Annotated in this window: 22 protein-coding genes and 1 pseudogene; 12 read left to right on the plus strand and 11 right to left on the minus strand. The window is 66.9% G+C overall.

Annotated elements, in window-relative coordinates; translation table 11 throughout:
* Window positions 1–268: 268 nt before the first annotated feature.
* The 4 genes from BHS09_RS27795 (at window position 269) to BHS09_RS27810 (ending at window position 5,031) form a co-directional block, all read left to right on the plus strand.
* Complete coding sequence (locus tag BHS09_RS27795) at window positions 269–2,260, plus strand: S8 family serine peptidase (RefSeq protein ID WP_237079866.1); 1,992 nt, start codon at window positions 269–271, stop codon at window positions 2,258–2,260.
* A 476-nt stretch (window positions 2,261–2,736) separates the two neighbouring features.
* The gene (locus BHS09_RS27800) at window positions 2,737–3,264 is read left to right on the plus strand and encodes a phosphoribosyltransferase (RefSeq protein ID WP_237079867.1); all 528 of its coding nucleotides are present in this window, start codon (window positions 2,737–2,739) and stop codon (window positions 3,262–3,264) included.
* A gap of 365 nt (window positions 3,265–3,629) precedes the next feature.
* On the plus strand, window positions 3,630–3,806 hold the full coding sequence (locus tag BHS09_RS27805) for an FmdB family zinc ribbon protein (protein WP_011555386.1): 177 nt from the start codon (window positions 3,630–3,632) through the stop codon (window positions 3,804–3,806).
* A 52-nt stretch (window positions 3,807–3,858) separates the two neighbouring features.
* The gene (locus tag BHS09_RS27810) at window positions 3,859–5,031 is read left to right on the plus strand and encodes a CapA family protein (protein WP_140799555.1); all 1,173 of its coding nucleotides are present in this window, start codon (window positions 3,859–3,861) and stop codon (window positions 5,029–5,031) included.
* Between the two features lie 26 nt (window positions 5,032–5,057).
* Here BHS09_RS27810 and BHS09_RS40360 read toward each other — a convergent pair whose 3' ends face one another.
* The 5 genes from BHS09_RS40360 to BHS09_RS27835 all read right to left on the minus strand — a co-directional run bounded on the left by BHS09_RS40360 (window position 5,058) and on the right by BHS09_RS27835 (window position 9,558).
* Window positions 5,058–5,198 (minus strand): CBS domain-containing protein, encoded by a 141-nt coding sequence (locus BHS09_RS40360; RefSeq protein WP_140799556.1) that lies wholly within the window; start codon window positions 5,196–5,198, stop codon window positions 5,058–5,060.
* Between the two features lie 13 nt (window positions 5,199–5,211).
* Entirely contained in the window at window positions 5,212–6,675 is a 1,464-nt protein-coding gene (locus tag BHS09_RS27820) for an RtcB family protein (RefSeq protein WP_140794492.1), read from the minus strand.
* A 24-nt stretch (window positions 6,676–6,699) separates the two neighbouring features.
* A complete protein-coding gene (locus BHS09_RS27825) occupies window positions 6,700–7,065 on the minus strand; it encodes an archease (RefSeq protein WP_140794493.1) in 366 nt (121 codons plus the stop codon).
* Window positions 7,066–7,075: 10 nt separating this feature from the next.
* Window positions 7,076–8,557: an MBL fold metallo-hydrolase gene (locus tag BHS09_RS27830; RefSeq protein WP_237079868.1), complete on the minus strand. Its 1,482-nt coding sequence runs from the start codon at window positions 8,555–8,557 to the stop codon at window positions 7,076–7,078.
* A 479-nt stretch (window positions 8,558–9,036) separates the two neighbouring features.
* Complete coding sequence (locus BHS09_RS27835; protein WP_140794495.1) at window positions 9,037–9,558, minus strand: beta/gamma crystallin-related protein; 522 nt, start codon at window positions 9,556–9,558, stop codon at window positions 9,037–9,039.
* Between the two features lie 169 nt (window positions 9,559–9,727).
* Here BHS09_RS27835 and tnpA point away from each other — a divergent pair.
* Window positions 9,728–9,925 (plus strand): annotated as a pseudogene (tnpA, locus tag BHS09_RS40365) (IS66 family insertion sequence element accessory protein TnpA); the annotation flags it as partial.
* A gap of 299 nt (window positions 9,926–10,224) precedes the next feature.
* Here the strand turns inward: tnpA and BHS09_RS27845 are convergent.
* On the minus strand, window positions 10,225–11,712 hold the full coding sequence (locus tag BHS09_RS27845; protein WP_237079869.1) for a hypothetical protein: 1,488 nt from the start codon (window positions 11,710–11,712) through the stop codon (window positions 10,225–10,227).
* A 940-nt stretch (window positions 11,713–12,652) separates the two neighbouring features.
* Window positions 12,653–13,909 carry a hypothetical protein gene (locus BHS09_RS27860; protein ID WP_140799559.1) on the minus strand — a complete coding sequence of 419 codons (1,257 nt, stop codon included), beginning with the start codon at window positions 13,907–13,909 and terminating at the stop codon, window positions 12,653–12,655.
* A gap of 472 nt (window positions 13,910–14,381) precedes the next feature.
* On the opposite strand from BHS09_RS27860, the gene BHS09_RS27865 reads away from it, so the two are divergent.
* Together BHS09_RS27865 and BHS09_RS27870 are read left to right on the plus strand one after the other, a co-directional pair.
* On the plus strand, window positions 14,382–15,677 hold the full coding sequence (locus BHS09_RS27865; RefSeq protein WP_237077498.1) for a M57 family metalloprotease: 1,296 nt from the start codon (window positions 14,382–14,384) through the stop codon (window positions 15,675–15,677).
* Between the two features lies 1 nt (window position 15,678).
* Window positions 15,679–16,086, plus strand: coding sequence for a serine aminopeptidase domain-containing protein (locus tag BHS09_RS27870; protein ID WP_161605180.1), 408 nt, complete (start codon window positions 15,679–15,681; stop codon window positions 16,084–16,086).
* 60 nt (window positions 16,087–16,146) lie between these two features.
* On the opposite strand, the gene BHS09_RS27875 is transcribed toward BHS09_RS27870, so the two are convergent.
* Window positions 16,147–17,172, minus strand: coding sequence for a serine protease (locus tag BHS09_RS27875; protein ID WP_140799561.1), 1,026 nt, complete (start codon window positions 17,170–17,172; stop codon window positions 16,147–16,149).
* Between the two features lie 401 nt (window positions 17,173–17,573).
* Between BHS09_RS27875 and BHS09_RS27880 the strand changes: the two genes are divergently transcribed.
* The 3 genes from BHS09_RS27880 to BHS09_RS27890 are packed head-to-tail and all read left to right on the plus strand — an operon-like array spanning window position 17,574 to window position 19,508.
* Window positions 17,574–18,137 (plus strand): hypothetical protein, encoded by a 564-nt coding sequence (locus tag BHS09_RS27880; protein WP_237079871.1) that lies wholly within the window; start codon window positions 17,574–17,576, stop codon window positions 18,135–18,137.
* On the plus strand, window positions 18,127–18,690 hold the full coding sequence (locus BHS09_RS39630; RefSeq protein WP_237079872.1) for a hypothetical protein: 564 nt from the start codon (window positions 18,127–18,129) through the stop codon (window positions 18,688–18,690). The genes BHS09_RS27880 and BHS09_RS39630 overlap by 11 nt, the downstream gene beginning before the upstream one ends.
* Window positions 18,687–19,508, plus strand: a complete 822-nt coding sequence (locus BHS09_RS27890; RefSeq protein WP_237077502.1) for a phosphotransferase — start codon at window positions 18,687–18,689, stop codon at window positions 19,506–19,508. The genes BHS09_RS39630 and BHS09_RS27890 overlap by 4 nt, the downstream gene beginning before the upstream one ends.
* A gap of 135 nt (window positions 19,509–19,643) precedes the next feature.
* On the opposite strand, the gene BHS09_RS27895 is transcribed toward BHS09_RS27890, so the two are convergent.
* Window positions 19,644–20,054: a hypothetical protein gene (locus tag BHS09_RS27895; RefSeq protein ID WP_237079873.1), complete on the minus strand. Its 411-nt coding sequence runs from the start codon at window positions 20,052–20,054 to the stop codon at window positions 19,644–19,646.
* On the opposite strand from BHS09_RS27895, the gene BHS09_RS39635 reads away from it, so the two are divergent.
* Together BHS09_RS39635 and BHS09_RS27905 are read left to right on the plus strand one after the other, a co-directional pair.
* A complete protein-coding gene (locus tag BHS09_RS39635; protein WP_418764041.1) occupies window positions 20,038–20,403 on the plus strand; it encodes a hypothetical protein in 366 nt (121 codons plus the stop codon). The two genes, BHS09_RS27895 and BHS09_RS39635, sit on opposite strands and share 17 nt — an antisense overlap.
* Window positions 20,404–20,510: 107 nt before the next feature.
* Window positions 20,511–21,782: an acyltransferase family protein gene (locus tag BHS09_RS27905; protein WP_237079875.1), complete on the plus strand. Its 1,272-nt coding sequence runs from the start codon at window positions 20,511–20,513 to the stop codon at window positions 21,780–21,782.
* Between the two features lie 124 nt (window positions 21,783–21,906).
* Here the strand turns inward: BHS09_RS27905 and BHS09_RS27910 are convergent, their stop codons facing one another.
* Window positions 21,907–23,025, minus strand: coding sequence for a hypothetical protein (locus tag BHS09_RS27910; protein ID WP_140799562.1), 1,119 nt, complete (start codon window positions 23,023–23,025; stop codon window positions 21,907–21,909).
* Between the two features lie 153 nt (window positions 23,026–23,178).
* Window positions 23,179–24,003 carry a HEAT repeat domain-containing protein gene (locus tag BHS09_RS27915; RefSeq protein ID WP_140799563.1) on the minus strand — a complete coding sequence of 275 codons (825 nt, stop codon included), beginning with the start codon at window positions 24,001–24,003 and terminating at the stop codon, window positions 23,179–23,181.
* Window positions 24,004–24,081 lie beyond the last annotated feature (78 nt).

Consider the following 24,081-nt stretch of genomic DNA (forward strand, 5'->3'; position numbering starts at 1 on the left):
GGGCCCCGACCTGGGCCTGCAGCCCCGTCCAGTGCATCAACCGCACAGACAGAGTGATGACCGCGCGCCTCGCTCACTCTCGAGAAGACACGTCGAACGACGGGGGAACGGCGGTGTTTCTCACGGGAATGCTCAGAGACCTGAGGAAAGTGGCCCTCCGGATTGATCAATCCCGCCCCCCGTGGCGTCCAAGCGGGCGCACCATGACGCCGCCCTCGCACAGGCATGACGCCTCCGCGAGAGGCGTCCCACCTCAGGCCCACGCCCCATGTGGAAACTCCATCTCGTCCCGCTTCTGTGTCTGCTCACCATCACTACCAGTTGCACCGAGCCGCCCGCTCCCCTCGCCCATGCGGCCCCGCGCCAGCGCCCCATTCCGAACCGATACATCGTCGTGCTCCGCCCGGAGGCCCGCTCCCCATCCCAGGGGCCCCAGAAGACGCGGGAGCACGTGTCGAACCTCGCCAAGACGCATGGCGCGAAGGTGCTCCACACCTATGAGCATGCGCTCCAGGGCTTCTCGGCGGAGCTGGACGACGCGCGCTTGGAGGCGCTGCGCGCCGACGAGCGCGTAGCCTTCATCGAGCAGGATGCATGGGTGCGCCCGCTCGCCACGGCGGAGACGGTGGCGTGGGGCCTGGACCGCGTGGACCAGGAGGACCTGCCCCTGGATGGTCTCTATCGCCCGGCGCTGAGCGGCGCGGGTGTCCACGCGTACGTGCTCGACACGGGCATCCGCTCCACGCATGCCGAGTTCCAGGGACGCCTGGGCGAGGGCTTCGACGCGGTGGACCCCGACGGTGGCGCGGAGGACTGCGACGGGCACGGCACCCACGTCGCGGGCATCCTCGGTGGCACTACCTGGGGCGTGGCCCGGGCCGTGACGCTGCATCCCGTGCGCATCCTGAACTGTGACGGAGAAGGCCCCCTGTCGGGCATCATCGCCGGCATCGACTGGGTCGCCGCCCATCACCAGTCCCCCGCGGTCGCCAACCTGAGCATCGGGCTGGAGGTCTCGGAGGCGCTGGACCAGGCGGTCCGCAACGTCGTGGCCGCCGGCGTCACCGCCGTGGTGGCCGCGGGCAACTTCGGCGTCAGCGCGTGCGACGAGTCTCCTGCTCGCGCGGCGGAAGCCCTCACCGTGGGCGCCACCAACGTGGAGGACTCCCGCGCGTCATTCTCGAATCACGGCCCCTGCGTCGACCTGTACGCGCCGGGCGAGGACATTCGCTCCGCCGGCATCGCCAACGACACGGCAAGCGAGGTCTTCTCCGGTACCTCCATGGCCACCCCTCACGTCGCCGGCGCCGCCGCGCTCTACTTGGAGCTCCACCCCACCGCCACCCCGGCCCAGGTGATGGACGCGCTCGCGGGCGCCGCCATCTCGGGCCGCGTGAAGAACGCCGGGCCGGGCTCCCCCGACCTGCTGCTCCAGGCGGGCTTCCGCCGCTCGACGGGGGACGTCCACCGCCCCTGGGCACACGCCGTAACGCCCTTCCCCTGGAGCACCGTGCGCGCCACCTCACGTGTGCGGGTGCTCGCCTGGGACGATGCGGCGGTCCGGCGCGTGGACCTCTGGGTCAACGGCCTCCTGCGCGCCAGTGACGACACCCACCCCTTCGAGCTCGACTGGGACACCCGGGAAGAGCTCAACGGCCCGGCCACCCTGGAGGTCCGCGCCTACGACACCGCGCTCAAGGCATGGCGCGCCGCGCCCATGACGGTGACGGTGCGCAACCCCGACATCGCCGACTTCGATTCGACGCTCCAGGCGCCCCGCTGCGCCACCCTCGCGTTCGCGTGCGACACCGGCGTGCTCGTGCGCGGCATGGGAACCGTGGGGCCAGAGCGCCATGCGCCCAACACGCTCGGTGCGAGCTGTGCGGATGGCATCGATGGCACCTACCTCATCACCGCGACGCTGGAGGGGCTGCGCGTCTCCAGCCAGGACGGCGGCCCTCTCACCGCCGGCAAGCCGGTGAAACTCACCGCGACCACCTTCGGCTTCGTGCCCTTCCTGGAAGCGGTGGACCTCTTCCACGCGCCCGACGCGCGCAGCCCCCAATGGACGCATGTCGCCCGGCTCCCGCTCGAAGTGACAGGGGCGCAGGAGCTATCCACCACCTTCACGCTGCCAGAGGGAGGGCTCCAGGCGATTCGCGGCATCCTCGGCACCCATCCCACCCAGGTCAGCTGCGCCCCGGGAGCCTGGACAGACCACGACGACCTCGTCTTCCCCGTGGCCCCCTCGAGTCGCTGAAGGCCCACGGCAGCGCGCCGTTGTCCCCAGTGGGAGCGCGTCGTGTCCCCGCGTCGTGGGAAGAGTGAATTTCGTGGGTCTCCGGCGCTGGCTGAACGGTCCCCTGTTCCACGATCGACCTCCCCCGCTGGGTGGGCGGGTCCTTCAACGTGGCGGCACACCGCCGACGGCGCAACGCGCACAGGGTGACCAGACGCCCCTGCTCGCGGCCGCCTCCAGCCCGGGGATCGGGTGACTGCCTCGCTCGGGCGTCCCCACCTTGAACTGACATCACGTGCAGAGCCCGACGCTGGGATTCGGTCCACCAGGAGCGCCTGTCGCTCCGCGCGCCCAGGACGCAATGCAGCGTGCGCCCTCCCACGAGGTCCAGAGCTTCAAGCCCCTCACCGGACCAACCGGCCCCCAGGGCCTCGGACATCGACAGGCATCGGTGGACAGGTGCCCCGGCCATGCTTCTCTTGATCGCAGGGGGTGCCATGTCCTTCGAGGATCGTGTCGATGCGGGCCGGCGGCTCGCCCAGTTGCTGCGCGAGCGTGGCTACACGGGTGAAGGCACGCTCGTCCTGGCGTTGCCCCGCGGGGGTGTACCTGTGGCCTTTGAGGTGGCAACAGCACTGGGCGCACCGCTGGACGTCTGGGTGGTCCGCAAGGTCGGTGTGCCGGGCTACGAGGAACTGGGCCTCGGCGCGGTCGCGGAAGGCGGTGTCGCGTTCGTCAACCGGAGGCTGATGGCCGAGGTGGGCGTCACCGAGGCGGACCTGCAAGGCCTCGTCCGTCAGAAGAAGGATGAAGTGAAGGTCCGGGTGGCGCGCTTCCGCCAGGGCATCGGGGCGCCTCGAATCGAAGGCCAGCGCATCATCCTGGTGGACGACGGCATCGCGACGGGAGGTACCGTCCGAGCGGCCATCCAGGCGCTCCGCATGCACCGGCCCGGCAGCATCATCCTCGCGGTCCCCGTCGCGGCATCCCAGACGCTCGCAGAGCTCGCCCCCCCTGGCGGATGACGTGGTGTGCGTGCTTTCAACGCCGTCGCTGTATGCCATTGGCCAGTGGTACGCCGACTTCCAGCAGGTTCCAGATGAAGCGGTCGCGACGCTACTGACACAGGCCCGGCTCACCCTCGGTCACGACCGTCACGCGCCGCCCGGCGACACGGCCCACTCCTGACCGGGCGCCCCGAAGCATCAGCGAGCAACCACCACCCGGGCCGCGATATCCCTGTCTCACAGGAGCCCACCGGGCGCAGTTCATCCCGGCCCTCCGAAAGAGCCGCCGTTCCGGCGCAGGGATGGCAGCTTGAGCCCTGCCGTGCATCACGCTCCATCCCCACCCTTCACAGGAGGCCACCAGGCCCGAGCAGGAGCGAGTGATGCCCGTCTACGAGTTCTACTGCCGCAAGTGTAAGGAGCCCTTCACCGAAATCATGAGCGTCAAGGAGCACGATGAGCGAACGCCCAAGTGCCCACGCTGCCAGGAGACGAAGGAGGTGGAGAAGCGCATCTCCACCGTTCATACCGTGACCACCAAGAAGTGGCTGACGCTCTGACGCTCTCCCGGGCTTGCTCCGCGCCGCACCTGTGGCGGAGGTCCGACTCACGATGATTCCGGATACGCCGGACAGGGAGCGGAGCGCCAATGGCTCGACGCCTTCGGCCTCGGGGAAGGTGCTCACCCTCCTGCTATGCGGAGATGTGATGACGGGCCGGGGCATCGACCAGGTCCTGCCCCACCCTGCTCCGCCGGGCCTCCACGAGGACTACCTGAAGGATGCGCGGGACTACGTCCGGCTGGCAGAGGAACGCAATGGCCCCATCCGGACGCCCGTCGGCTTCGGTGAGCTCTGGGGTGACGCGCTCGACGAGATGGAGCGAGCCGCTCCGGATGTTCGAATCATCAACCTGGAGACGAGCGTCACCACAAGCGAGGCGTGGTGGCCAGACAAGGGCATCCATTATCGCATGCACCCGGAGAACGCGGCTTGCCTTACAGCAGCCCGGATCGATTGCTGCGCGCTGGCGAACAACCACGTGCTGGACTGGGGCTATCCGGGGCTCCTCGAAACGCTGGCTACCCTCCGGCGCCTGGGCATCGCCACCGCGGGGCTCGGGGAGGACCAGGAGCGAGCACGGCGGCCGGCCATCCTGGATGTGACCGGGGGCCGGGTCGCCGTGTTTTCGTTCGGTGATAGCAGCAGCGGAATCCCACCCGTCTGGGCCGCGACGGAAGACCGGCCCGGCGTGGATCTGCTGCCAGCGCTGTCACCCACCGCAGTGCGGCAACTGGGCGAGCGCGTCGCGGCCGTCAAACGCCCGGGCGACATCGTCGTTGCCTCCATTCACTGGGGCGGCAACTGGGGCTATGCAGTGCCGGACGCGCAGCGGGCCTTCGCGCGAGCGCTCATCGATGAGGCCGGCGTCGACATCATCCATGGCCACTCGTCGCACCACCCCCGCGGCATCGAGGTCCACCGGGGCCACCTCATCCTCTACGGCTGCGGAGACTTCCTGAACGACTATGAGGGAATCTCTGGCCACACGGCCTTCCGTCCAGACCTGACGCTGCTGTACCTGGCGTCCATCGCCCCGGCCACCGGTCAGCTGACGGGCCTCCGCATGCTCCCGATGCAGCTGCGCCAACTCCGTCCCCATCATGCCTCACGACAGGACGCTGAGTGGCTGGGCGGCGTCCTGGACCGGCAGGGGCGGGACCTTGGGACCCGCACGCGGCTGGCATCAGACGGCAACGGTGCGCTCGTCCTTCAGTGGACGTGAGCCTCCCAGACAAGCGACGAGCGGCCTCAGGGCCCCTGGTTCCCCCACAGGTCGTCCAAGGAGACGAGCCCTACCCTTCGCCCCCGTTCATCCACGATGGGCAGCCGGCGCACGCCATGCTGCCGGATGGTGAACTTGGACGCGGTGAGCGCACGCCTCCGGTCCAATGCAACCCGGCGCTCAGCCTTTCAACACCGCGAGCGGTACCAGCCGCGCCACCTTCCGCGCGATGCCAGCCGCCTCGACCACGTCCACCACCCGATCCACGTCCTTGTAGGCCAGGGGCGCTTCCTCCGCGAGCTCCGCATTGGAGGGACACTCCACTGCGATGCCCTGACGATTCAGCGCCGCGCGCAGCTCACTTCCCACCACCTGGCGTTTGGAAGCGGCCCGGCTCAGCCGCCGTCCCGCCCCATGGCAGGCGCTGCTGAGTGAGATGGCCTCGGCAGCCTCCTTCCCCACCAGCACGAACGACGCCGTGCCCATGCTTCCGGGGATGAACACGGGCTGGCCGACCTGATGGTAGGCTGCGGGCAGCTCGGGGTGCCCTGGACCGAAGGCCCGCGTCGCGCCCTTGCGGTGTACACAGAGGCGCTGGCCTCCATGCGGCTCCAACTTCGCGATGTTGTGGGCAACGTCATAGACGATGCGAGGCCACGCAGCGGAACGGTCTCCGAACCACCGGCGGAACACCTCGCGCACCCGGTGGGTGAGCACCTGCCGGTTGGCCCAGGCGAAGTTGGCCGCGGCGCACATGGCCGCGAAGTAGTCCTGCCCCTCCGCCGACGACAGCGGCGCATAGGCGAGTTGACGGTCCACGAGCCGGATGCCCTCGCGGACCAGGGCGCGGTCCATGGTGCGCACCGCATCCGTGCAGACCTGGTGCCCCAGTCCGCGCGAGCCCGTATGGATGAGCACGGTGAGCTGGCCCTCGAACAGCCCGAGCGCCGAGGCCGCCTCCGAGTCGAGGACGCGCTCCACCCGCTGCACTTCCAGGAAGTGGTTGCCGCCACCGAGCGTGCCAAGCTGGTCATGCCCCCGCTCCTGGGCCCGGACAGAGACCTTGGCTGTGTCGGCGCCATCGAGGCAGCCTCTGGCCTCCAGGTAGTCGACGTCCTCCGGTGTTCCCAGTCCTAGCACGTCCACCAGATAGGGGACGCCCTCCGTGAGGACTCGGTCCATCTGCTCGGGAGCCAACGACAGGCGGCCATGCCGGCCGAAGCCTGTGGGAATGCTCCGAGCGAGGTCGTGAGCCACCTCCGGCAGGACCTCCTTCACGTCCTCGTGCCGAAGCCCGGTCGCCAGCAATCTCACGCCGCAGTTGATATCGAACCCGATGCCGCCCGGCGAGATGACGCCATCCGGCAACGCTGTACCCGCTACGCCGCCCACGGGGAAGCCATAGCCCTCGTGCATGTCCGGCATTCCGATGGCGAAGCCCTGGATGCCCGGCAGTGTGGTGACATTGACGAGCTGAGGCACGCTCCGGTCCTGGACCATCTGATGGAGCAACTCCGAGTCCGCGACGATGCGGGCCGGTACCCGCATGTCCTCTCGGAAGCCCTGGCCCAGTTCATACAGGGCGGGCCCTATCTGCCGGATGAGCGGCTCGAGCTGCTGCGGGACCTCGGGAAGTGTCTCCATGCTTGCCTCATGACAGGGGGGGTCTCAGACATCGAGGACGACCGTGGCCGTGAAGCCGTCGTCGTGCTCGTGCAACTCCAGGCCATGGAATGTGGCGGCCTTCACAGCGGTCTTGAGCACGGGAGGCGAGACGCCGCGAATATGGGCGCGCAGCGACCGCTCTTGGAGCGCGTCCACCACGAGGTCCGTGTAGACGCGCTTCGTCAGGTCCGAGCGGGCGATGAGCTCATTGAGCCAGTCGACAAGCAGGGCCTCGGTGTCCGCCGCCGCGAGCGCATACCCGGCCTCCTCGAAGAGTTCCGGGAGTCCCGTGCCTGAGATGCGGAGTTGACTCCATGACCGCCTCCTTCCCGCGCCCGAAGTGGAGATGCCCCCATCCGACGACAACATCGTTGACAGCTCACGAAGGCGACGGTGGAGAAGCGTCCTGCTCCTCTGTCCCCATGGAGCGCGTTGCTTGTTCGAACTCGACCTCCGACGGCGGGCCTGTCCGCACCGGAAGCTCCAGCCGCCGCCATGCCGACATGCCGCCCAGCACGTTCGAGACCTGCTGGAAGCCGTTGCGGAGCAGGATGCTCGTGGCAAGTCCGGAGCGGTGGCCCGTGCTGCACACCACCGCGACCGGATGGTCCTCGCGCAGTCCCAGCTCGGAGAGGCACTCCTCCAGCTCTGTCACATACGCATGTCGTGCGCTCAGGATGTGGCCACGCTCGAACTCCGAGCGCTCGCGCACGTCGAGCACCTGGAAGCCCTCCCACTGGGAAAAGAGCGCCTCGGGCGTCAGCGTGCCGCTGCTCTCGATAGGCAGCCCCGCGTTGCGCCATGCCCCGAATCCCCCCGTGAGGATACCCTCCACCTGGTCGAGGCCGATGCGGGCCAGGGCCAGCACGGCCTCCTTCGAGTCCGCGTGCGCAGGCAGGACGAGGAACAGCGGCGTGCCCGGCTGTACCATCTGTCCACTGAACACGGACAACCCCTGCATCCAGACATTCAGCGAGCCCGGGATGTGCCCCCCAGCGAAGGACTCGGGCTCACGCACGTCCAGGACAAGGCCACTGTGACTTGCCCACTGAAAGCGTTTCGGCTCCAGGAAGGGGATGGCGGATGAACCCGCGGAGAGTGGCACGCCACCGCGTATGTTCACCTCCTCCATGCGCGAGAAATACGAAGGCCGGTGAAGCCGCTCCTGCACCTTGCGCTGGATGAAGTCGCTCCGGCTGGAGGTGAACACGGGGTTGTGCAGGCGCTCGAAGCCCAGTGTCGTCAACTCCCTGTCCGCGATGCCGCTGCCACACACCGAGCCTGCTCCGTGGGCCGGGAAGACCAGTGTCTGGTCGCCCAGGGGTAGGACCTTCTGATGGAGCGAATCAAAGAGGAGCGCGGCATTCTCGTAGACCCGCTCTGGCGCAGCCAGGTCCGTGCGCCCTGTCTCTCCAGCAAAGAGTGCGTCGCCCGTGAAGACGCCCCAAGCCTGGGCATGGTGGGGATCCAGGTAGACGGCCCAGCTCATGCTCTCTGGAGTGTGGCCCGGCGTATGAAGCGCCACCAGCGTCAAGGCCCCCAGGTGTAGCCGCTCTCGCTCGCCCATCCGCACGTCGGCATGGCCGGTGATGGGGTGCCGGCCAGCCACCACCTGCGCGCCTGCAAGGCGGGCAAGCGCGGAAGTGCCCTCAACGAAGTCTTCCTGGCGGTGCGTCTGGAGCACGTAGCGCAGCCGCAGCTCCTGCCGCCGCAACACGTCCAGGTAGACGTCGACATCACGCCGGGGGTCGACGACGAGCGCCTCGCCGTCACTGCCCAGGATGTAGGTGATTTGGGCAAGGCCCTCGGTCTTGATGGCCTGGAAGTACATGGCTCCTCCTCCGCTGAAGGTGGTCGCCATGACTGGAAAGAGCATCACGGGCACGATGCGTTGCCGCCTGCACGGCCCGCCGGGAGTCCGGCCAGGAGCGGAGCATCCTTCCCCTCTTCTGAGTTGCTACCGCACGCCTGCCTGAGTGAATGGCGTCCGTGGAATTTCCATCTCGCCTTCGCAACGCCGCGTGGAGGGCACCGCTGCTTTTCCTGGCAGGTCTCTCTCCATTCTCAGTGCTCGATCATCGGCGCGCTGGTGCCCGAGGACATACCAGGGCTGCCCTGGTACGCGGACGTGGCGCGTGCGCTCGCCGTCTTCGACTGGAGGGGCGAGCGCGTTCAGACGATCAGGGCACCAGCTCGGCCGTGAGCGTGAGTGGAGTCACCGAGTGGGGGTGGGGCCGCACCCTGCCATCGTGGATGCAAGTGATTCGAGAGTCTCTGGGGCTCGAAAGGGGGGCGGCCCCCGCGGCAGGGACCGTCACCTGGAATGCCGGCGTGCCAGCGTCAGGAGATTCTGATGCTGGAGGTGTTGTTGTTCATCGCGCCCAGGGTCGGGGCGTCGGAATTCACGGGCAGCGTGTCGCCGGAGAAGTTGTCGTTCTTGAATAGGACGACCGCCAGGCCCTGCGGCTTCACCGAGCTGATGGTGTTGTTGTCGATGCCGTACCGCTCCAGCTCGGCCTGGGTGTACTGGCCAGGAGGCAGGTCCACCTCCTTGCCATCGAACTGCTCTTTGTAGAAGAACCTGGCCCTGGGCTGCACGGGCACGGATATGACCCTGATGCTGGAGACGTTGTTGTTCAGCGGGCCCAGCTCCTCGGCATTGGCCACCACTTCGATCTGGTCGCCGGTGAAACCATCGTTCTTGAAGAGGACAGCCTTCACGCCAGGCGGCACCTTCACCGAGCTGATGGTGTTGTTCTCGATGCCCAGCGCCTCCAGCTGGGCCCGGGTGTAGTTGCCAGGCGGCAGATCGACCTGTGCACCACCGAAGTCTTCGTTGGTAAAAACGGTAATGTTTGCCATTGCAGTTCTCCTCCTTTGAGCGGTCCCGGCCCATTCGTTGCCAGAAGCCGCCGGAAGCATTGGGCACCGCGCTCCGGAAAAGCAATCCGTCCACAGTACCGTATCCGTCCGGCCAAGAACGTGCTGAGAGGCATTGAGTGAGGAGTCGGCGCCGAGGACCCTGGCGGGAATGTCAAAGCCGGTGGAGAAGCAGGAGTGGTTCCGGGTCGCTGAAGCCTTCGAGGCGAGCGGACTGACGCAGAAGGAGTTTTCCCAGCATCGAGGCGTGCGGTTGAGCACGTTGCAGTCGTGGGTGTACCGGCGCCGACGACAGCAAGGCGAGAATGGCAAAGCGGTTCGCCTGCTGCCGGTGGAGGTGGCGACGACACCAGCGGCGGCAGAAGCACCGGGAGAGAGCCTCCCGGAAGGCGGAGGAGGCACCCGCACGGGAGATTCGTCGCCGACGTCCTGCTGCGCGTGCAGACACATCCCAACTCACGCATCGGCGAGCTGCTGCCCCACGAGTGGAAACGGCGAAGCGTCGCCGACCCGCCCGACTCACCCCTCCAGCCCAGCCTCTGAATCCTCGCGGCGTGCGTCGACCACGGTCCTCGTCCGTCGGCAACCGCTCACGTCACGTCATTGCCCGGACGGTTACACAGTACCGCGCGGGCGGGCCTGGGAGCGTCAGTTCGCGCCCAGGCTCCAGCGCTGCACCAGCTCCGTCCTGCGGGACGGGTCCTTCAGCAGCTGGTTGGCCCAGTGCAGGGGGCCGGCCCGCCGCACCATCTCGAACTCGGCCGCGAGCAGGGGGATGACCCAAAGCAGGTTCACGGGCGAGCCTGGAGGCAAGGGCACGGCGGGCCCCTGTGCGATGACGAAGTGGCGCAGCCCCAGGAGCGGGTCGGAGACGACGGCGATGTCGCCCGGCGCCCAGGCCGGCTGGCTGCCCTCGTTCGATTGCTTCAGCGTCCCCAGCGCCGACAGGGCCAGGGCGCGCTCCGGGCTGTGCGAGTCCATCCACGCCGCCAGTTCCTCATGGGTGGCACTTGAATCCCGCTTTCCGCTCGCCTGCGGCACCCGGCCGAAGCCATTGGTGACGACCGTGAAGCCGCTCTGGCCCAGGCGCGTGCGCACGAGTACCTCATGCGGGGGGAGCGCCTGCGAGGCCGGAGGTGCAATCTGGGCGATGGTGTCGCCCGGCAAGGCGCCTTCCAGGGCATGGCGGAAGAGGGCCTGGTACGTATTGACGCCCACGCTCGAGGAGAACGGCTTGCCCGGTGCCGACGCCCGCGCCCAGCGGGTGAAGGGCTCCGCGGCATCCGAGAGGCGCTCGAGCATCAGGCTGGAAGGCTCGCCGGCGCGAACCCGGTAGCTCATGGTGTCTCCGCCGAATGGCTCGGGCCAGGAGCCGGGCTGCACGCCCAGCGGCACCTCCAGGACCTCATCCGCGGAGAGCGGGCGGTTCTCACGAACCATGCGATAGGCGGCGAAGTACAGGGCCTCCCGGCCACGCGACGTCTCCCACGTGTCCCACTCCTCCGGTGCGAGCTGGAGATCCGGCAGCCCGAAGCTCTCCAGGCCGCGCAGCTGAAGGTAGCGGCTGCCCTGGCGGCGGGAGAGATCGACCCAGGCGCGGAACGGACGGTAGTCGGGGTGGGCCAGCTCCCGGAGCAGCCGAGCGAAGATCCTGGCGTCCTTCACGAGCGAGCCTGCCTGGTGCAAAACCACCGCCGTGCCGTTGAGGGCTAGGCGTGAGACCAACAGCGAGAAGACGCGCATCACACCGTCCTCTGCCCACGGGTCCGGCCTGGCGCCGCCTCGCATCGACTGCTCCTCGCCCTGACGCGGGGAGATGCCGGAAGCGAGCGTCAGGTAGCAGCCCTCCCGTGGAAGGTTCGGAAACTGCCGCAGGTCCAGGCCCTCACGGGGCAGGGGGCCGTTTCCCCTGAAGACACGCACGGTGTGCCGGCCGTTCGTGAGCCGGACTTCCTGGCCGACCTCCACGGTGAAGCCCAGCTCTGCCAGGCCCAGTCTCGAGAGCCACGCGCCTGGAGCCTCCGCGAGGCCGGGCAGGGGCTCCGCGAAGAGGACCGAGGCATGAGCCAGCGGGCGGGGAGGCGAGAGTCCCGCCGGGCCCTCGGCAATGGGGATGGCGTCTGGAGAGGAGTTCACGAGAGCGGATCGGGGATCGTGCATGAGAATGGGGACACAGGGCGCCTGGCCGGGCGACGGCAGCGCCTTCGCGCGGGGGCTCATCTCTCAACGCGCCAGAGCCCTCCGTCACTCCTGACCTCCTGAGCCGGAGTTGGGCCCCTCCGTGTGCCTGTCCCTGTCCGAGTGCGCCTGAGTCCGCTGTGCTTCGTCTATCCGCGGCCCGTGGCGACGCCGCGGGTTTCTTCCATCAGTCGGAGCAGGGTCGCCTCATCCAGGGAGTCCTTTCCCAGCCCCTTGCAGCAAGGTCTGACCCAGTCGGCGCTCTTCTGACGCATAAGAGGGATGGGGGCCTGTTGAGGGGGAGGGAGGGTGCAGAGGGGCCGAGGAGGGCCGCTGACGGGGCCGCCCGAGTGATTCTCCCGTCCGGTGGACAGGCCGCTTGAGCCCCCTTGGGGTACACGCCTGCCCAGACCGCGCTCCCTTCAGGTGCGTCGCAGGGGCCTGGAGCTCTTGGCGCCTCTTGAGCCTCAACACCACGCGGCCTGGGGTGACCCTCGTGCCTAGGCCAACCTCGCACTTGCCGTGGGCAAGCCCAGGTGCTTCTGAATTGCCCGCACCCCGGGCGCCCCCTTCACGTACGCCAAGACCCTTGAACCTGCCTCCACACCTCACGCAGGCGTACACGTCGAAGTCGAACGTCCTCCTGAGCAACTCTGCGAATGTCCACTCGCGGTGTCCTCTCCTTCATCCGCTCCTTCCTGGCCCCTGCCTCAAGCCCCGCGCTCACCTCCTGCACACCTGCTTGAGGGAGCGCATCTCCACCACCAGCGACGCCGCCATGTCGCTGAAGATGCGCTCCGAGCGCGTGGCCGAGGTGGTGCGATCCTACCGCGTCTGAGCCACACGCCGGTCCGGACCAGCGAGAAGCCCGCTGGCGATTCGCGTCGCGGAGGCTCCGTCAAGGCGCGAGCTGCTCGACGGAGGGCGCGTGCGAGATGCGGATGGCGGGGTTGTCCACGACATCGTCGTTCTTCACGCGGGTGCCCACCATGACCTGATACGGCGGTTCGTCCATGACGGGAGCGCGGCCGTAGACGATGAAGTAGCGTCCGCTCGCATACGTGACGTTCCCGAAGAGGAGTTGCCGGATCGCAGGGCCCTTGGAGATGGCGAAGCCGTTGCGGTCACGGACGTCCCCATTACGTTTCACCCGTGCAGCGCGAACACGGGCGGTGTCCGCCGTCAGGGCGCTCCAGGAGACGAGCACCTCGTCACCCTCGGAGGCAACCCTGGGCGAGAACTCCGTCGTGCTCGCGGTGGAGATGCGGATGCCCAAGGGGTCCAGGACGTTCGCAGACCCGCGCTTCAAGCGGGTGCCGTAGATGTCTGCCGAGCCTGAGCGTGAGTCGCTCCACGCAACGAAGAAGCCATACTTCGTCGCTGTCACGGACTGGTAGTTCTGGTTGCCCGGCGCGGCGGAGATGATGAAGCCACTTGGGTCGAGCACCGAACCGTTGGCGCGGACCCTGGCGGCGAAAATGTCATGGCTGCCGTATCGCGTATCCGTCCATGCGACCATGTACCGATCTTCTGACCATGCCACGGAGATGCCAAAGGAGAACTCAGTGCTCTGGGAGCGGGAGATGACCACTTCCTGGACATCCAGGCCCGGTTTGCCCATGTCGAGGGTGACTCCGCGAACCTCACGGGACACCGTGAGTCCAGAAGCAATCCAAGCCACCAGGCACTTGCGTTTGTGGCAGGCAATGCCGGGGGAGCCCACGGCATTGTGGTCGGTGGGTGTGAAGAGGGTGATAGGATCTCCGTCGAGCGTGCCATCCCGGTTGACGCGGGCAAGGAAGACTGATCTCTCCCCGGTCCAGATGACCAGGAACTGCCGTCCATCGAATGCGGTGGCGTGATAGTAGGCGTCCGGGCGGAGGTTGGGGTTGAGGTCGATGGCGTCGGGATCCAGCAGCCGGCCGTTCACCGACACGCGCGCGGCAACGAGCTTGCCTGCACGACGCCAGTCCGACCAGGCGACGAAAAACTGATTCCCGTCCTCGGCCACCTGGGCGTTGTTCGCGAAGGTGGGTGTCGACCAGTTCGGGAGAGGCCCTTGCCCCCCATTGCCGTGAAGCCCGAGCTCGAGGTCCCCCTGCGAGCTCGGGTCTTCAAAGGCGGCTTCCGGTTCACCGCCACACGAGACGGCCAAGAACGCTCCGAGCAGCGCTCCTCGCCAAGTCCGTAGGCTCATTGTCTGTCCTTGCATGCTTCGCTCCCTTCAATCGCAATACGGCGACAGGTCCCATGGTTCGGGATTGACGGGCAACACCATGTGGACCATGACGAACGCGAGTGGACATCTGCGATAGACGTCAACGCTCTTGCGTTGCACCTTGAACGAATGAGAGGGACTCACGCCGCATGGCCAGCCGCGGTCCATGGCTCGCCCATGTCGCTATGAATCATCCGATACAGCTTTCACATCAAAGGACAGCGGCGATGGAATGATGACTCTGGGAGTAATTGCATCTACGTAGGAACCGCCATTGACGAACAGCGTGTCCCTGATGCGACGCTCATCCCCCGTCTTCATGACAGAACTGTCAAACAAGGAGAAGGAAATGAAGCGAAGCAGAGGCGTTTCCCTGCCACGCATGGGATGGGTTGTCTTGGCTGCTCCGATGATGTGGGCATGCGGGCCCGAGGCACAGGCACCCGCGGCGCAGGAGGTGTCGCAACAGGATGTGCCGCGGGACGTGGTGAGCTGGGAGGAGTATCAACGGAACGCGGCGCGTGTGGTGGATGGAAAGGAGCTGTACATCGTCGAGTGGGACCTGGCGCTGACGCGCGACGAACTCCGTGACAGGTACGACCGATATGTGGCCGCCGCGTCCACCGGGCAGGACGGCTCGGAGTCGCCTGGCCGCACGGAGTCTCCCCTTCGCGTCAACCGCGTCGGGAGCTCGGACGACATCTGGACTTGGGCGAACCGGTACAACCTGCGCTACTGCGTCAGTAATGCCTTCGGTACGAACAAGACGCGAATCGTGAATGAGATGGCGAACGCGGCGGCGAGCTGGGAGTACGTCGCGGACGTCGACTTCATCTATGACAGCACCCAGGACGCGAGCTGCACCAATGCGAACCCCGCGGTGACGTTCGCGGTGCAGCCGTGGACGGCCGGTGGTGCGTGTGCCTTCTTTCCGTCGGGAGGTGGCTGTATCCCGCGCACGGTGGTCATCGACATTCCCAGCCTGGACCCGGCGCCCCCCACCTCGCCGAATGTCACGACGGGAACCGTGCTCATCCACGAACTGGGGCACGTGCTGGGCTTCCGCCACGAGCACTCGGCTTCGTCGCTGAACCCCTGTTATGAAGACTCGAACTGGAGGGAGCTCACCACCTACGACGTCGCTTCGACGATGCACTATCCCTGGTGCAACGGCGTTTCGACGGCCACGCTCAACCTCACGTACATGGATGCCGCGGGGGCCGCCGCCCTTTATGGCTGGCATACCAATGCAAACAATGGGGACCGCCGCTACCCGGCGGCGCACACCAATGACTATACTGCGGCGCTTCAGATGGGACAGTCGTTCCTCATTCCCTTCGCGGTGACCACGAACTTCGCGGAGGGGTGCTTCCTGGTGGGCAACGGCCCGACCGCCGCTCACATCCGCTACGGTGATGGCATGGCAGGCGCTGTGCTCGCGTCCGCGACGAGCGTCGTCAACACGGGGGTCCAGTGTGGCGTCAACTCCTCGTACACCTGGCACCGCGCCAACTTCCCGGGCGTAGCGATGTTCGCGAACAGCGTGTTCACGGTGGTCTTCGGCAATGGCACGCAGACGCTCCGCATGGCCATCAACATTGGAAATCCATACACCAGTGGAAACATGTGGGACTCATTTGGCGGCGGGCGCAGCCTGTCTCCTTGGGATGGGCGGGTCCGGATGGGGCGCCTGGGCCCTCCGTGAGTTGAGTGAACGGTGGGGCCGAGGTCCATGGCCCCCCGGTGGAGCGGGGAGGGCGCTCCGGCCTTCCTCGCGCCTCAGGTGTGGCACGCGACTGGCGAAGATCGTCGGCACGATTCTCCCCGGGCTGCCCGCGCGCTCCGCCAAGGCGCTCATCGCCGCCATCGAAGTGCTCGAGGGGAGGCTCCAGGACCTGAGACTCCCCCTGCTGGTGGTGCACGGGGGCGAGGACGTCATCACCTCCATCGAAGGCAGCCGCGCCCTGGTGGCGCAGGCCACGATCGCCGACAAGCGCCTCATCATCTACGAGGGCCAGCGCCACGACCTCGCGCACGAACCCGACGCGGAGAAGGTCATTGGAGACATCGTGGCCTGGGTGGAGGCCCACGTCCCGCCGAGCGCCGCCCCCTGACAATGGGAGCGGTCGCGGGACACAAGTCTCCCCCTGAAACCGCCCAACCACAGCGCATCATCAGTACCGCGAGCGGCTGTAGTCTCTGACCTGCGCTTCGATCCAGGGACGGAACGCAGAGACCCGGGTATAGACACCAGGCAAGCCCGGCCTCGCGCAGCCCACGCCGAAGCTCGTGATTCCGTAGAGCACGTATCGGCCACCGACCTGAGCGACCAACGGCCCTCCGCTGTCCCCCTGGCAGCTATCCTTCCCCCCTGACATGTACCCAGCCCCGAGCATCACATCGGGATCGATGATGATGCCTGCTTTCTTGTACGCAGTCTTCAGGGTCTCAGAGTTCACGGTGGGAACCCACACCTGCATCAAGATGGAGGATGTATCGTATCCCCCCTCCCTGGTAAGACCCCATCCTGCGGTCACCATCATCGTGCCATCCGGGACATCCGCACCCACCGACGAGAGCCCCACAGGGTTGAGCGACGTTTCAGCCAACGGGGACTGCGCGACCAGGTTGGGACGCATGCCAACACTGCTCGTGCCGCACGCAGCACCGCTCACCGAGAACGAATCCTCCGAGAGACACACAGGCTGTACCGCGGAGGTGAACTTGATGGGCTTGTCGAGCACGACAACCGCGACATCGTTCGCCGTCGTATCCGGGTCGTACTCTGGATGGTAGACAGTCTTTCTCGCGGCGACAACCTGCTGCGAGGGCGACGGGCGATTGAAATTATGAGCCCCAGCGACGACAGTCAATCCGGATGTTCCGTCGTAGACGCAATGGGCAGCCGTGACCACGATATCGCTCTCATCCTTGTTGCCAACCCTGATGAGAGAACCACCGCAGAAATGATCGTTGTATTGCTGCAGGCTGACAATCCACGGATGACTCCCAGGACGTGCCTCGACCCCTCCCACAATCGCCTGGTCCATGCGGCCCGTCGCTTCGACGTCCTGCCTCTCCAGCTCCGGACCACCACATCCCATCAGGCTGACCGCGACAATCACTCCACTCACGAAGCGCAATGCGCCCTCCTTGATCATGCGACACATGCCAACAGCAAGCCACATGCCATGCCTCAACTAGAGGAATCCCGAGCGCATTCGACTCACGGCGCGCCGTTGACACGTCAGCGAGCTCTCGCAGAGACGGGATGACGCGTCAGCCGTCCATTCGTCGTGCCGCGCGGGCCGAAGAGCCAGCCTGGGTCACTCCTGAGTCATCTCCTGCGTCTGCTCGGACACACGTACGATGGAAGCTCTCCACTTGGGGGGCCTCCTGAGCAGCTCTGCGAAAGTCCACTCGCGGTGTCCTCTCCTTCATCCGCTCCTTCCTGGCCGCTGCCTCAAGCCCCGCGCTCGCCTCCTGCGCACCTGCTTGAGGGAGCGGAGTTCGGACGGGTCATCGGGCTGCGCGCACATCTCCGGGTGAGGGAGGTGTCTATTCATGGCAAGCTCCTCCGCGAGTCCTCCGAGAGCCCACCATGGCAAACGCATCCTCTCGCCCTTCCCCGCTGCTGAATCGCCCATCCCTGAAGCGCGTCCGCGATGCCGCCAACTTGCTGGCCTCGCTCGCACCGGGCGTGCTGTTCGTAATGGCGCTGCTGGTGGTGTCTCAGCAGACGCGATTCTCCTGGCTCGCCGAGCCCCGCCACTACCCCTGGGAGTTCTGGGTGGTGGGGCTGGCCGGAACGACGGCGACAGCGGCCGGCGTGGCGGACTGGCGCTACCACCGCGTGGCCCGGCTCCGAGTCGGGCCACGGGAGCACCTGGCGGAGTTCCTGGCGCTGGCTGGCGGAGGACTCCCCCTGTTCCTCTTGATGTGCGCCGCGTCGGTGGCGCACAGGCCCCTGATGTATCTGCTCCCCGTGCTCGTCGTCCTCATCGGGACGGTGGCCCTCATCTGCTACGACGAGTTCGTCTTTCACCGTCGGCGGTGCGACCGGTGGGAGGCCCTGCTGCACCGGACGCTGCTCGCCGGCCATGCGGCGGCCTTCCTCGCGTGGGCGCATTTCTGCTTCGTCCGTGAGAATCTTCATGGCGGATAGCCCATCCTCGCCATGGCAGCGAGGCATCGAGTTGCTGAAGCGCGCGGCCTGCCTCTACGACGCCCCCGGCTCGGTGCTCGCCGACGAGGCACGAGGCGCATGGCGAACGGGCTTCACTGGCGGCGCGGCGTGGATGGCGAACGGTCTGGCCCTGGTACGAGGTCAGCCCGCGGCCACCGTGCCGTCCAACGTGGGTCGATGGGGCGCCCTCAAGTACGGTGGCGCACTGCTCTCCGCAGGAGTCGCCGGAGGGTTCGCATCCGGACTCGGGGCGCCTCTCGCGGTGGCGCTCGTAGTGGCGGGGCTCGCGTTCTATGCCGCTGAGGCCCAGGGGCTCTTCCTGTTCCCACTGCTGTTGGATGGCACGGAGCATCCTTGGCAGAGCGGACGCGTCCTGCTCCGCCGGGCAGGCGGCACGCCGAGCGCCATGGGAACGGTGCTCATGCTGGCCGGGGTGATGCTGCTCGGAGGGGTGGTGGGACGCGGATGGGTCCGCTGTTGGTGTCTGGGCTGTCTCGCGGTCGTGCTCTGGTACGAGGAGCTACGAACGTGAGCCGCGCGCGGTCCCTCCCGGAGTGCTGGAACCACGGACTCGCCCTCGCGATGGACGCGGTGCGCGTCAACACGGTGTCCCTGGAAGTCCGGCGAGGCGTCTCCCTCTGGCACAAGCAGCGACGCCTCGGCATGGGTGCGGTCATCCTCGTAGGCAATGTCTTCCTGCACCTATCGCGCAGCCGCATCCGGATGCATCCTTCAATCTCACGCTGGCGAGCTGGCGAGTTGGCCTCCTTCGCGCTCCTGCACCCGGGCCGCCTTGCCGAGCCTTGTGGCGGGCGCGCGGTTGCCCTGGAGGCCCTTCCAGGAGAGCGCCTCGACCGGCTGCTCCAGCAAGGTAGACTCACGCCGAACATCATGGAGGCCGCCGCGAGGGAATTGCACCGGGCCCACCGCCTGACGCTACCCGGCGCCTCCCGGGCATGGTCCCATGGGGACGCCCACCTGAAGAACCTCCTCTATGACGAGGCCGAGCAGCGCGCTTGGCTCATCGACTTCGAGACGGCACACGACACGAGCCTCGACGCCAGCGAGCGGCATGCGGACGACCTCCTCGTCCTCCTGCTGGACCTGAGAGGACGCGCGCCGCTGGAGCCAGCTCGCGCCCTGGCGGAGGCATTCCTCCGCGCGTACCCGGAGCAGACAGTCCGACGGGAACTGATGTCTCGCCTTTGTCCGCCCCGAGGACTGGAGCGGGCACTCTGGAAGAGCCGCTCCCATCACCTCCCCGACGAGGCCCTCATCGACTGGCTGGAGTACCTGCGAGCAGTTGTCGCTGAAGCGGATGCCAGGGCGGCCGCACCGAGCGCCCCCTGACAGGAATGTTGCCGCCCCGATGCCCCCCCTCTCCTTCCTCCGTCGGCGTCTCCCGTCGATTCTCCGTCTCCGTTCGGCCCTGGCGGCTCCATGCGATTCGTGCCCAGACCACTCGTATCGTCTGAGCCGTTCCGCTCAGTGCTGACGCTCAGGTGAAACCAAGCCCACGCCGACCTTGACGGGGGTAGCGCGTTCGGGGTCGATGACAATGGGATTTTCGATGAGTTCCGGGGCGGTGGCCCGGGTGTCCGCGGGGTCCGGCACCCACACGGGGCCTTTCGCATATGTCCCGCGCATCCACGCGCGAGGTACGCGGCGGATACCCACCGGGTAGAGCGTCAATCCGGAGGCGTTGATACGCAATCGCAGGAAGCACTTCCAGTCCTGAATGGACAGTGATGCGAACGCATCGTTGGCGTGGCAGCCAAACACGTTGAGGGAGCCGAGCAGGTGATGCTCAGTTCGGATTACCGGGCGAAAGAAGGAACTGCTCAAGACGAGCGGTGGAAAATACGTCGCGCCGCTGAAAATCGAGGCACAGCTCAAGCGACACCCGCTCATCCAGGAGGCGGTCCTGATTGGCGATGGACGGAATTACTGCACGGCCTTGTTTGCGCTCGACGCTGAGATACTCGCCGAGATGGCTCGCCGCGAGGGGCTCCCGGCGGACCCGACCCACCCGCGAATCAACGACGTCCTGCAGACACTGGTCGCGGAAACGAACGTGGGTCTGGCGTCCTTCGAGTGCATCAAGACGTTTCGAGTGTCGCCCGATCCGTTCACGGTGGATGGAGGCGAACTCACGGCCTCGCTGAAGGTCAAGCGCCACGCGGTCGTTCGGAAGCACGCGGCGTTGATTGAGTCGATGTACGGAGCCCCGGAGTCGCAGCCGTAAGCGACTGTTCGTTGAGCCACCGTGCGAATGGTGCTTCGTGAGGCCCAGGGGCATCCCCCCGCTCAGCCGCAACGGTCTCCGCCCAAAGCACGACGTCCCGGCATCCCATGCATTCTTCCAACCGAGGCCCGGCGATAAACAGCGGGGCCCGAAATCAGGTGACGCTCCACTGGCGATGTCCCCTACCATCCAGCGAGTCCCCACCGCTGAGGCCGACTCCGCTGAACGCCACCGAACCCCGTCACCTCGCCGGCCTGGACCTGCTCCGGTGCCTGGCCATCCTCATCGTCCTCCTCTTCCACTACCCGCGCCCCGAAGGCCACGAGACCTACCGGATGCTCGCCAACTTCGGCTGGACGGGCGTGGAGTTGTTCTTCGTGCTGAGCGGCTTCCTCATCGGCTCTCAGCTCCTGGAGCCGGTGTCCCGAGGGGAGACGCCATCCCTGAAGCGCTTCTACCTGCGGCGCTCCCTTCGCATCCTTCCGCCCTATCTCATCGTGGTGGCCCTGTATCTCTTCATTCCCGCGTGGAGTGAACGCCCCGTGGAGACGCCCGCGTGGCGCTTCCTCACCTTCACGCAGAACTTCGGGCTGCGCCTGAACGGCTTCTCCCACGCGTGGTCGTTGTGCGTGGAGGAACACTTCTACCTGGTGCTGCCCCTCGCCGTCCTCGCGCTGCGCGGACGCGTTCGGGCTGCGCACCTGCTCGCGGGCGCGGTGGGATTGATGGTGGCCGGCATGCTTCTGCGAGGCGGCCTGTGGCAGCGCTACTTCTCGATGCTCGGACCGAGTGATGCCGGATGGCGAGGCTACGACACGCTCCTCTACTACCCCACGTACGCGCGGCTCGACGGGCTGACATGCGGCGCGTTGCTCGCGACGCTGCGCGTCTTCCGGCCCGCGGCATGGGAACGATGGACGCAAGGGTCCCACGCCGGAGTCCTTGCACTGGTGGGACTCGGGTGCCTGGGAGGCGTGCTCTGGCTGAACGAGCAACACTTCCGATACCTGGCCCACACGATGCTCGCGTTCCCCCTGACGTCACTGGGCTACGCGGCGCTGCTCGTAGCCCTGGCGGGCCCGGCCGCCTCGCGTGTGTGCGCCCGCATCCCCGGCGCGAGGACCTTCGCAGTGTTGAGCTTTACCGTCTACCTCACCCACAAGGCCGTGCAGCACGGAGTCCGAGTGGCGCTGGAGCCCCATGGCATGGACGCATTCCACCCCGTCACGCTGCTGGGAGGCGCCGTGACGGTGCTGCTCGCGTCGCTCGCGCTGCACCACGGTGTGGAGCGGCCCGCGCTGAAGTGGCGCTCGCGGCTGGAGACGTGGCTCGTCCGCGAGCCGCTTCCCCAGCCCGCCGCCAGCGTTCCGCGGCCCTGAGTCCACCTGCGCGGCAACGACAATCCTGCGCTGGACCACGGGGTCACCGGATGGACTCCCGACGGCCCAGGATGTGACGCGTAATCCGCTGCCCCTGCCCATCTTCGCAGCGGTTGCTGCGCCTTCAGAAATACTCGGGATGCTTAGCGGCCAGCATCTCCTCCAACGCGCTCACATCCTTCAGCAAGTGGTGGCCCGGCGCGATGTTCCTCGCAGCATCCCAACACAGCCAGGCCGCGCCCATGTCCCAGTCCGCGACGCAGATGTCTCCCAGCTCCGTGTAGGCCCAAGTGAAGAATGGATTGGCCTCAATGACCTCAAGCAGCAACGCGTGCGCCTCTTGGGGCTCATTGAGTGTACGGCGGGCCCCTGATTCGAAGCTCTTGAGAACATGCGCGTGGGGCCCCGCCGCCGCACGAAGCTCAACGAGTGTCGCGGCCATGGTGCTGGCTGCTGCGTTGTCGGAGGACCTCAACATGACCTCCCAGAAACGGCGCATGTCGGCGTCCGGAGTGCTTTGAATCGCCTCTCCCAACCCCGGTACCGCCTCACCGGTTTGCAACGTCAGCTCGAAAAACGCGAGCACGCTGTCGAGCATGCGGCCGGCGTCCACGGACTCCTTCGCTTCCATTTGCCGCCGCTCCCGCACCTGGGCGCTGTCCGGAGCGGCGCCGAGCGTCACGCGCTCCAGCGTGGCGTCGTCCGGAAGCCCGGGTCTTCCCTGCACCACGCGGCGGTAGCCCTCGAGCGGTATCCCACTGTCGGGCACGACGTTGGCGGATTGGACCCGCAACGTGATGGTGCTCCCGGGGAAGCCTCGCATGTCTTTTGCGCTGTATTGAATTTCGCGCGGCACGCGGCCCTCCGAGGCGAGCCGTTCGAGGATGAGAGGATGGCCGTGGTAGCGCTCACGGAGAAACTGGACGAAACGCCTGCCCAGGTCGGGCTCAATGCGGGTGCCTTCATCCGAGTACGAGAACAGCCGGCGTCCCTCCGCGGCGGCATACACCGTGTGCCCCGCTTCGGACTCCACGGAAATGTCTCCTTGCGGCTTTGGGCCGGAAAGGGCGGACCGCAGCAGTCCGCCGAGCCCGGTGCGCTTCGGCGGCGCCGCATCCGCGAGCGTTCGTCCCCGCGCCTTGTCGAGCACGGAGAGCTGATGCTCCATGATGACGGGCTCGAAGTCGGAGGTGTCACCCTGACCGGCCTCGATGACTTCGCGGACATGCTCGCGGTTGGACAACTCAAGGTGCCGAAAGCAGACGTTCGCGTACTACCGCACCCGTCGAGGTCGCGCCACCGACGCGGTCTACCTCAACGCGGAGGAGGAACATGTCCATGCCATGGTCGCTGGGCCCTGCTTACCGTCGTTGTCACTTGCGTCTATCCATCGGCTTCAGGCCAGCACTCTCTGCTCGAACTGGGAGATGACGTCATCCAGGACGCTCAGAAAGTAGCTATCCGCAGGAGCCTGTGAAGCACGGATGGCGAGGAGCAATGGATAGAAGCTCGGGTCGCCCGAAGACGCAGCGGCCTCAAGCGCGTACACCATCACTTGAGAGCCAGAAAGCGCCGCACGCACGGGCTCGACTGCGCGAGGGTCCTTGCGGGCCGCCAAGCCCACCAGTGCCTCCCCGAAAATCTCCGCGTCCTCTTCGCCGAGACGCGCTGCAAGTGCATCACGCAACTGCGGTGTGTCGACATCCTCCCGAAGGGAGGCCAGACCAAAGGTCGCCCAGTCCCGAACGTCGCGGTCCTCATCGGCCGAAAGCCGAATGAGTGCATCAACAGCTTCCGGCGCCTCCAAGACAGCCAGTCCGTGCACCGCGCCATAGCGCGCCTCGGCAATTGGATGACTCGCCAGATGGATGAGTTCAGAAAGGGCACGAGGCTCCCTCAGATGCCCCAGCGCAACACCGACAGCGAGGAGGACAGCGGGCTCCCTCTCCCGCCGGAGCTGGTCCAGCAGCGCCTCGCCGCACTCCGCCGGAAAGGCGGGGGTTCCACCTCCAAGCTGACCCAAGATGGCTGCGCCGCGCTCCCGTGCCTTCGCAGAGCGAGCACCGAGAAGTTGGATGGCAGCATCCAGCACGTCGCGCGTCCCCCGTCGGTGCAGCGCCCTGATAGCGGCCCAGGCGCGCTCATCGTCCTCGTCACCCTCAAGTGAAGCTTGGATGAGCGCTTCGGTGCTTCTCTCTTCGCCATCGTCGAGATGACTCATGGTGCCCCCCTGTGTACTCCGCGAGTACCGGCCGCCAGAGTGCGGCCCAACGTACACCGCTCCTGCCCTCCCCCCGAA

The sequence above is a fragment of the Myxococcus xanthus genome, assembly GCF_006402735.1.
Lineage (GTDB): Bacteria > Myxococcota > Myxococcia > Myxococcales > Myxococcaceae > Myxococcus > Myxococcus xanthus_A.

Bases quoted from the DNA above. Each gene is read 5' to 3' on its own strand.
- BHS09_RS27810 (WP_140799555.1), top strand. From the start codon at position 3,859: ATGATTCCGGATACGCCGGACAGGGAGCGGAGCGCCAATGGCTCGACG.
- BHS09_RS27795 (WP_237079866.1), top strand. From the start codon at position 269: ATGTGGAAACTCCATCTCGTCCCGCTTCTGTGTCTGCTCACCATCACT.
- BHS09_RS27805 (WP_011555386.1), top strand. From the start codon at position 3,630: ATGCCCGTCTACGAGTTCTACTGCCGCAAGTGTAAGGAGCCCTTCACC.
- BHS09_RS27865 (WP_237077498.1), top strand. From the start codon at position 14,382: ATGATGTGGGCATGCGGGCCCGAGGCACAGGCACCCGCGGCGCAGGAG.
- BHS09_RS27880 (WP_237079871.1), top strand. From the start codon at position 17,574: ATGGCAAACGCATCCTCTCGCCCTTCCCCGCTGCTGAATCGCCCATCC.
- BHS09_RS39630 (WP_237079872.1), top strand. From the start codon at position 18,127: ATGGCGGATAGCCCATCCTCGCCATGGCAGCGAGGCATCGAGTTGCTG.
- BHS09_RS27820 (WP_140794492.1), bottom strand. From the start codon at position 6,675: ATGGAGACACTTCCCGAGGTCCCGCAGCAGCTCGAGCCGCTCATCCGG.
- BHS09_RS27905 (WP_237079875.1), top strand. From the start codon at position 20,511: ATGCATTCTTCCAACCGAGGCCCGGCGATAAACAGCGGGGCCCGAAAT.
- BHS09_RS27835 (WP_140794495.1), bottom strand. From the start codon at position 9,558: ATGGCAAACATTACCGTTTTTACCAACGAAGACTTCGGTGGTGCACAG.
- BHS09_RS27800 (WP_237079867.1), top strand. From the start codon at position 2,737: ATGTCCTTCGAGGATCGTGTCGATGCGGGCCGGCGGCTCGCCCAGTTG.
- BHS09_RS27825 (WP_140794493.1), bottom strand. From the start codon at position 7,065: ATGTTGTCGTCGGATGGGGGCATCTCCACTTCGGGCGCGGGAAGGAGG.
- BHS09_RS27830 (WP_237079868.1), bottom strand. From the start codon at position 8,557: ATGGCGACCACCTTCAGCGGAGGAGGAGCCATGTACTTCCAGGCCATC.
- BHS09_RS27915 (WP_140799563.1), bottom strand. From the start codon at position 24,003: ATGAGTCATCTCGACGATGGCGAAGAGAGAAGCACCGAAGCGCTCATC.